At 67.2% G+C, this 7,818-nt stretch carries 8 protein-coding genes; 2 read left to right on the top strand and 6 right to left on the bottom strand.

Annotated features, from left to right (window positions below; all coding sequences use genetic code 11):
- Positions 1–131 precede the first annotated feature (131 nt).
- Entirely contained in the window at positions 132–1,412 is a 1,281-nt protein-coding gene (gene clpX, locus MCHUDSM44219_RS08385) for an ATP-dependent Clp protease ATP-binding subunit ClpX (RefSeq protein ID WP_048417779.1), read from the bottom strand.
- A 293-nt stretch (positions 1,413–1,705) separates the two neighbouring features.
- On the opposite strand from clpX, the gene mmuM reads away from it, so the two are divergent.
- Positions 1,706–2,557, top strand: coding sequence for a homocysteine S-methyltransferase (gene mmuM / locus MCHUDSM44219_RS08380; RefSeq protein ID WP_048417786.1), 852 nt, complete (start codon positions 1,706–1,708; stop codon positions 2,555–2,557).
- 6 nt (positions 2,558–2,563) lie between these two features.
- Here mmuM and MCHUDSM44219_RS30150 read toward each other — a convergent pair whose 3' ends face one another.
- Positions 2,564–2,848: a hypothetical protein gene (locus MCHUDSM44219_RS30150; RefSeq protein WP_048417785.1), complete on the bottom strand. Its 285-nt coding sequence runs from the start codon at positions 2,846–2,848 to the stop codon at positions 2,564–2,566.
- Between the two features lie 135 nt (positions 2,849–2,983).
- Here MCHUDSM44219_RS30150 and MCHUDSM44219_RS08370 point away from each other — a divergent pair, with 135 nt between their 5' ends.
- On the top strand, positions 2,984–3,427 hold the full coding sequence (locus MCHUDSM44219_RS08370) for a TIGR03618 family F420-dependent PPOX class oxidoreductase (RefSeq protein ID WP_048417778.1): 444 nt from the start codon (positions 2,984–2,986) through the stop codon (positions 3,425–3,427).
- 6 nt (positions 3,428–3,433) lie between these two features.
- Here the strand turns inward: MCHUDSM44219_RS08370 and MCHUDSM44219_RS08365 are convergent, their stop codons facing one another.
- The 4 genes from MCHUDSM44219_RS08365 to tig all read right to left on the bottom strand — a co-directional run bounded on the left by MCHUDSM44219_RS08365 (position 3,434) and on the right by tig (position 7,778).
- Positions 3,434–4,810 (bottom strand): vanadium-dependent haloperoxidase, encoded by a 1,377-nt coding sequence (locus tag MCHUDSM44219_RS08365; RefSeq protein ID WP_048417777.1) that lies wholly within the window; start codon positions 4,808–4,810, stop codon positions 3,434–3,436.
- Between the two features lie 142 nt (positions 4,811–4,952).
- Complete coding sequence (locus MCHUDSM44219_RS08360; RefSeq protein ID WP_048417776.1) at positions 4,953–5,612, bottom strand: ATP-dependent Clp protease proteolytic subunit; 660 nt, start codon at positions 5,610–5,612, stop codon at positions 4,953–4,955.
- Positions 5,609–6,220, bottom strand: coding sequence for an ATP-dependent Clp protease proteolytic subunit (locus MCHUDSM44219_RS08355; protein ID WP_082162111.1), 612 nt, complete (start codon positions 6,218–6,220; stop codon positions 5,609–5,611). Before MCHUDSM44219_RS08355 ends, MCHUDSM44219_RS08360 begins: the two co-directional genes overlap by 4 nt.
- 115 nt (positions 6,221–6,335) lie before the next feature.
- Positions 6,336–7,778 carry a trigger factor gene (gene tig / locus MCHUDSM44219_RS08350; RefSeq protein ID WP_048417775.1) on the bottom strand — a complete coding sequence of 481 codons (1,443 nt, stop codon included), beginning with the start codon at positions 7,776–7,778 and terminating at the stop codon, positions 6,336–6,338.
- Between the last annotated feature and the right edge of the window lie 40 nt (positions 7,779–7,818).

Here is a 7,818-nt window from a genome sequence, read left to right as displayed (position 1 = left end):
GCAAAACCCTCGACTGGAAAACCCCAGCCGAAGCCCTCAACGAACTACTGTCAAAACCGCCAACTGTTGCATCGACCCCTTGAACTCAAGGCTGACTGAACGACCGCCAGTGCACTCTCGCGGCGAGAAAACTACGCGGTCTTGTCGCGGCGCTCCGGGCGCTGCGGCTTACGCGGCACGATCGTCGGCAGGACGTTGTCCTCGACGGTCTCCTTGGTGACGACCACCTTGGCGACGTCGTCGCGGCTGGGGATGTCGTACATCACCGGCAGCAGGACTTCCTCCATGATGGCGCGCAGACCGCGAGCACCGGTGCCACGGTGGATCGCCTGATCGGCGATGGCCTCCAGGGCGTCCCCGGTGAACTCGAGCTCCACGCCGTCCATGTCGAACAGCCGCGTGTACTGCTTGACCAACGCGTTCTTCGGCTTGGACAGGATCTGCACCAGAGATTCCTTGTCCAGGTTGGTCACCGAGGCCACGACCGGCAGGCGGCCGATGAACTCCGGGATCAGCCCGAACTTGATCAGGTCTTCGGGCATGACCTCCGCGAAGTGGTCCTGCGTGTCGATCTCGGCCTTGGAGTGCACCTCGGCGCCGAAGCCCAGGCCGCGCTTGCCGACGCGGTCGGAGACGATCTTCTCCAGCCCGGCGAAGGCCCCGGCCACGATGAACAGCACGTTCGTCGTGTCGATCTGGATGAACTCCTGATGCGGGTGCTTGCGGCCGCCCTGCGGCGGCACCGACGCCTGCGTGCCCTCGAGGATCTTCAGCAGCGCCTGCTGCACGCCCTCGCCGGACACGTCGCGGGTGATCGACGGGTTCTCGCTCTTGCGGGCGATCTTGTCGACTTCGTCGATGTAGATGATGCCGGTCTCGGCGCGCTTGACGTCGTAGTCGGCCGCCTGGATCAGCTTGAGCAGAATGTTCTCGACGTCCTCACCGACGTAGCCGGCTTCGGTGAGTGCGGTCGCGTCGGCGATGGCGAACGGGACGTTGAGCATCTTGGCCAGCGTCTGCGCCAGGTAGGTCTTGCCGCACCCGGTGGGGCCGAGCATCAGGATGTTGGACTTGGCCAGCTCGACGGGCTCCGAGCGCGAGTCGCGGCTCTTCTCCCCCGCCTGGATTCGCTTGTAGTGGTTGTAGACCGCCACGGCCAGCGTGCGCTTGGCGGTGTCCTGACCGATGACGTAACCCTCGAGGAAGTCGCGGATCTCCGCCGGCTTCGGCAGCTCGTCGAGTTTGACGTCGTCGGCGTCGGCCAGTTCCTCCTCGATGATCTCGTTGCACAGGTCGATGCACTCGTCGCAGATGTAGACGCCCGGTCCCGCAATGAGCTTCTTCACCTGCTTCTGGCTCTTTCCGCAGAACGAGCACTTCAGCAGGTCACCGCCGTCTCCAATGCGTGCCATGGTGCTGGGGTCCTACTTCCTGTTGCTGTCGCTGATCGATCGATTCGGTGGGTCGCACCGCAACATTCCCGACGCTACCCGCATATTCCGGCGCCGTGCGACCGATGAGGTCGAATAGCGTCGCTGATATTCATGTGTGGTGGCGACAACATATCGCCTGTTCTCGTGCCGACGGTCCTGGAACGCACCACCGTGTCTCTGGCGTGTCGCCGCCGTTACCCGAACGAGAGTACCCACCTGCGCCGGGGACGTACGGTGACGTCGTGAATCTCCCCCCGCTGCACAACGCGGTGCTGGTCAGCGACGGTGGCCTGGCCACGGAACTCGAGGCGCGCGGGCACGATCTCTCTGACGATCTGTGGTCGGCGCGGCTGCTCCTCGATGCCCCCGGGGAGATCGTCGCGGTGCACACCGCGTTCTTGCGCGCGGGCGCTCAGATCGCGACGACGGCGACCTATCAGGCGTCGTTCGACGGTTTCGCGTCCCGCGGCATCGACCGACCGACCGCGCGGATGCTGCTGCGCCGCGGCGTGGAGTTGGCCCGGTCGGCGCGCGACGCGGTCGGCCGAGGGTGGGTGGCCGCATCGGTCGGCCCGTATGGCGCCGCACTGGCCAACGGCGAGGAGTATCAGGGCCGCTACGGCCTGACGGTGGCGCAGCTGCGCGACTGGCACCGGGAGAGACTGGAGATCATCGCCGACGCCGGTCCGGATCTGCTGGCGGTCGAGACCATCCCCGACGTCGACGAGGCCGAGGCCGTCACCGCTCTGCTGCGGGACGTGGGACTGCCGGCGTGGCTGTCGTACACGATCGCGGGGGACGCCACCCGCGCCGGCCAACCGCTGGCCGACGCGTTCGCCGTAGCCGCCGACAGCCCCGAGATCGTCGCGGTCGGCGTCAACTGCTGTGCACCCGAGGACGTCCTGCCCGCGGTGAGCATCGCGGCTGAGGTGACCGGCAAACCCGTCGTCGTGTACCCCAACAGCGGTGAGGTGTGGGACGGACCGCGCCGGGTGTGGACCGGCTCGTCGCGCTGGCAGCCCGGGCTGGTGCCGCAGTGGGTCGATGCCGGCGCCCGCATCATCGGTGGGTGCTGCCGGGTGCGGCCTTCAGACATCGCCCACATCGCCGACGACGTCGGCTAGCGACGGTCAGCGGCCGGGTCCGAGGGGACCGGGTCCCACCGGTCCCGGTCCGATGGGTCCGGGACCGACCGGGCCGACCACGCCGCCCACGCCGACCGGACCGACCGGTCCCACAACGGGATTCGGCGGGTTGACGTACACCGTCACGGGGGCGCACTGATGGATCGCGGCTTCCCAGTAGGTGCCCTCGGGGCACACCGGGTCCTGCGCCTGCGCGACCGCCGGCGCCGACAGCGCTGCGGCTGCCACAGCGATCGCGGCGACCGCGCCGGATCTGACCTTCCCCGTCATGACACTCCCCTTGCCGTGAAGATGATCGCTCGCCGTCTTGACAACGGTGTCGATCTCCAGCGTGACACGCACGGATGGGGTTGCGCGGCCTTTTGCTGCGGTTTGCCCGGCGGCGCTGCGCCGTACCCTGCGACCATGACCACACTGACCGACGCCGTCGCGCTCGCCCGGGAGGACAACGGCCTGGCCGTCGTGTCGACGCTCAGGGCGGACGGCACCATCCAGTCGTCGTTGATCAATGCCGGCGTTCTCGCGCATCCCGCGACCGGTGAACCGGTCCTGGCCTACGTCACCTACGGCAGGGTCAAGCTGGCCAACCTGCGGGCGCGCCCGCAGACGGCGGCAACGTTCCGGCGGGGTTGGCAGTGGGCCACCGTGGAGGGACGGGCCGAACTGGCCGGCCCCGACGACCCGCAGCCGTGGCTCGCTTCCGAGCAGGCGCTGGGGCGCCTGTTGCGGGATGTCTTCACCGCCGCAGGCGGCACCCACGACGACTGGGACGCCTACGACGCGACGATGCGCGAGCAGCGCCGCGTCGCCGTCCTGGTGGCCCCGACGCGGATCTACGGCAACGGCTGAGCCCCGTCAGACGCTGCCTCCGAGCGACGCTCCGTCATTGAAGAGGTCGTGGACCTCTCGGCCGACCGCGAGACCCAGCGGCACCCCGCCGATGTTGTGGGCGGGGTTGCGGGGGATTCCGTCGAACCGCCAGTGAACGCCGAGGTAGACGCGACTCACCGAGTTCTCCCACACCGGTTCGACGAAGTTCCGGAACGTGACCGGCGTGTACGCCCGCACCGAGCCGTCGGGGTCTGTGGAGATCCCGTTCAATTCGTCGGACACGAACGTGAACGTCTCGGCCGGGATGGGAGCCGAATTCCCTGTTTCGACGTCGAGCACGTCGGCGACCGTGATCGGGCCCGGCGCGGTGGACAGACCCAAACGCAGAACCTGCATGACCGCCGCTCCGAAGGTGGCGTGACCGGACGGGTACGCGGGGAACGGTGGCGTCGTGGTACCGCGCGCAGAATTGGTCTGCGGCGCGCCCAGCGGCGCCCAGAACGGGTCGCGGTGCGGCGCGGCCTCGGCACGGATGCCGACCACGGGACGCCACAGGTTGTTGACGTACTTGTGATGCCACGCGTCGATGCCTGCGTCGGCCATCGCGACGTTCAGCACGGCGAACAGCTCTGCAGTCCGGCGCAAGGGCAGCATCTTCATCGCCACGATCTCGCGGGCGATCTGGTTGTACAGCCGCGGCGGCACCCCGAGATTGTTGGCACCGTCGTAGCCCCAGTAGACACCGATCCGTTCCTGCTCCGCCGTGCGAGACCGTCGCTGCGCCGAGCCGAAGTCCCGAACCTCCTCGAAGTCGTCCTTGTAGTCGGGATCGGTGAGGTAGTTGGTCTGACCGTTGCCGGGGAACTTGTCGAGGGGTTGGTGCGCTCCTCCGGCGAAGCGCGTGACATTCCCCCACACCGACCCGAGTCGCCCCTGACCCGGCGTGTAGGGGTCGGCGCGGTGCTGACCGTAGACGGGCATCGGCAGCTGCGGCGCGCTGATCGCGACGTCCGAACCGTCCCCGGTGCGCAGGGTGATGAGTGCGTCGGCCACCTTCGTCCCGCTGCCGAACGCCCCGGTGTTGTAGGAGCCCAGCGCATCGTCGAACATCGGCGCGTAGGCCGGGTAGAGATGCGTGAGCATGGTGACCGCAGCTCCCGCGACGACATCATCCAGCGGTCCGCTCACAGCGACCGCAGGCTGCCCCTTTTTGGTCAGGTAGGCGGCCGCCGGGTTCCCCGTGGGGTGGAACGCCATCGCGTCGTGGATGGCCAGATGCACCATGGCCATCGCCCGCGACGTGCGGATCGGGCCGGGCTGCTGATTGTTGACATACCCCTTGGTGAAATCGCGCCTCGACGCTTCGAGAAGAACCGAGTTCCAATACAGAACGCTGTTCATGAGAAACCTCCCCTGAGTGGGTGGTGACGCGGATGCGTCACTCAGGGAGGACGTTATGGACGCGCAGAGACGCCGCAACGCGTAGTGCGATACCTCTTTTCAGGCTCGCACTACGCGCTGCGGACAGGTACTCGTGAAGTGATCAGACCTTCTGCGCCGAGAGCTTCCGGTACTCCAGCACCGTGTCGATGATGCCGTACTCCTTGGCCGCCTCGGCGGTCAGGATCTTGTCGCGGTCGGTGTCCTTGCGGATCACCTCGGCCGGCTTACCGGTGTGCCGCGCGAGGGTCTCCTCCATCAGCGTGCGCATGCGCTCGATCTCCGCGGCCTGGATCTCCAGATCGGAGAACTGCCCCTGGATCACGCCGCCGAGGGCGGGCTGGTGGATCAGCACGCGGGCGTTGGGCAGCGCGAGGCGCTTGCCGGGCGTGCCGGCGGCCAGCAGCACCGCTGCGGCCGAGGCGGCCTGACCGAGGCAGACGGTCTGGATGTCGGCCCGCACGTACTGCATGGTGTCGTAGATCGCCATCAGGCTGGTGAACGATCCGCCCGGCGAGTTGATGTACATGGTGATGTCGCGGTCGGGATCCAACGACTCGAGGACCAGCAGCTGGGCCATGATGTCGTTGGCCGACGCGTCGTCGACCTGCACGCCGAGGAAGATGATGCGTTCCTCGAACAGCTTGTTGTACGGGTTGGATTCCTTGACGCCGAAGCTCGAGTGCTCGATGAACGACGGCAGGATGTAGCGCGCCTGAGGCTGCACGCGGGGGTCCAGGGACGGATGAATGTTGTCGGTCATTTGTCGATTCCTGCTCCCGGTCCGTCGCCGTTGATGGTCACGCTGGTGATGATGTGATCGACGAAGCCGTACTCGAGAGCCTCCTGAGCGGTGAACCAGCGGTCGCGGTCCGAGTCGGCCTCGATGCGTTCGATCGTCTGCCCGGTGAATTCCGCGTTCAGACGGAACATCTCCTTCTTGATCGAGGCGAACTGCTCGGCCTGGATGGCGATGTCCGCGGCGCCACCGGTGATGCCGCCGAGCGGCTGGTGCATCAGGATGCGGGCGTGCGGCAGTGCATAGCGCTTGCCCTTGGTGCCGGCGGCGAGCAGGAACTCGCCCATCGAGGCGGCCATGCCCATCGCATAGGTCGCCACATCGCAGGGCGCGAGCACCATGGTGTCGTAGATCGCCATGCCGGCGCTGATCGAGCCGCCGGGCGAGTTGATGTAGAGGTGGATGTCCTTGGTCGGGTCCTCGGCCGAGAGCAGCAGGATCTGCGCGCACAGCCGGTTGGCGATGTCGTCGTCGACCTGGGATCCGAGGAAGATGATGCGCTCGGACAGCAAGCGCTCATAGACCGAGTCGACAAGGTTGAGGCCCGATGAGGCGCCACGCATGTCAGTCACGACTGGATACCTGCTTTCTTCTGTGTACTTCCGACGCGGTGACCGGTCTTACGAACGACACTAACCAACGCGCGCCGCCGGGGAGTCCCCAGACGACGCGCGTTCGCTCACAGCATCACTTGGCGTCGTCGTCCTCGGCGGCCGCGGCGTCGTCGTCAGCGTCCTCGGTGACGTCCTCGGCGGTGTCGTCGTCAGCGTCGTCGGCGGCGATCTGATCGTCGTCGGCCGCCTGCTCCCCGGAGGGACCGAAGAACTCGGCGGTGTCGATCTCGGTGCCGTCGGTGTCCTTGACGGTGGCGCCGTGCACGACGGCGGCCACGGTGAGGCCGCGGCGGACGTCGGCGAACATCGCCGGCAGCTGGTTGTTCTGCTGCAGCATCTGCAGCAGCTGCTGCGGCTCGAGGCCGTACTGGCGCGACATCAGCACCAGCCGCTCGGTCAGGTCGTTCTGGCCGACCTGGATGTCGAGCTTGTCGGCGATCGCGTCCATCAGCAGCTGGGTCTTGATGGCCTTCTCCGCATTGCTGCGGTTGTCGGCGTCGAACTCCTCGCGGCTGCTGCCCTGCTCGGTGAGCGACTCCGCGAACCGGTCCTCGTCGTGGTCGAGGCCGTGGATGGCGTTGTGCAGCGTGTCGTCGACCTGGGCCTGCACCACTGCCTCGGGCAGCGGAACCTCGACCTGGGTCAGCAGCTCCTCGATGGCCTTGTCGCGGATGGCCTCGGCCTGCTGGACTCGCTTGACGCGCTCGACCTTTTCGCGCAGGTCCGCCTTCAGCTCGTCGATGGTGTCGAATTCACTTGCCAGCTGCGCGAATTCATCGTCGAGCTCGGGCAGCTCGCGCACCTTGATCGACTTGACGGTGACGGTCACCTCGGCCTCCTGACCGGCGTGCTCGCCGGCGACCAGGGTGGTGGTGAAGGACTTCGACTCGTCCTCCTTCAGGCCGATGATCGCCTCGTCGAGACCCTCGATCAGCTGGCCGGATCCGATCTCGTGCGAGAGGCCCTCGGTCTTCGCCTCGGGCACGTCCTCGCCGTCGACGGTGGCCGACAGGTCGATGGAGACGAAGTCGCCCTCCTCGGCCGGCCGGTCCACGCCGGTCAGGGTGCCGAACCGCTTCTGCAGCGCCTCGATCTCGGCGTCGACGTCCTCGTCGGTGACGCTGACGGGGTCGACGGTGATCGTCAGCGCCGACAGGTCGGGCAGGTCGATCTCGGGGCGGACGTCCACCTCGGCGGTGAAGACCAGCTCCTCGTTGTCCTCGAGCTTGGTCACCTCGATCTCGGGCTGGCCGATGGGCTGCAGCGACTCGGAGGTGATGGCCTCGCTGTACCGGGCCGGCAGCGCGTCATTGACGACCTGCTCGAGCACGGCGCCGCGGCCGACGCGGGCCTCGAGCAACTTGCGGGGCGCCTTGCCGGGACGGAACCCGGGCAGCCGGATCTGCTTGGCCAGCTGCTTGAAGGCGCGGTCGATGTCCGGTTCGAGCTCGGCGAAGGGCACCTCCACGTTGATGCGCACCCGGGTCGGGCTCAACTTCTCGACGGTGCTCTTCACGTTGGTACTCCTCTTATTGCTTTCGTGTGATGGGGTGGAG

The sequence above is a fragment of the Mycolicibacterium chubuense genome, assembly GCF_001044255.1.
GTDB lineage: Bacteria > Actinomycetota > Actinomycetes > Mycobacteriales > Mycobacteriaceae > Mycobacterium > Mycobacterium chubuense.
This window is presented reverse-complemented; position numbering and strand designations above follow the sequence as displayed.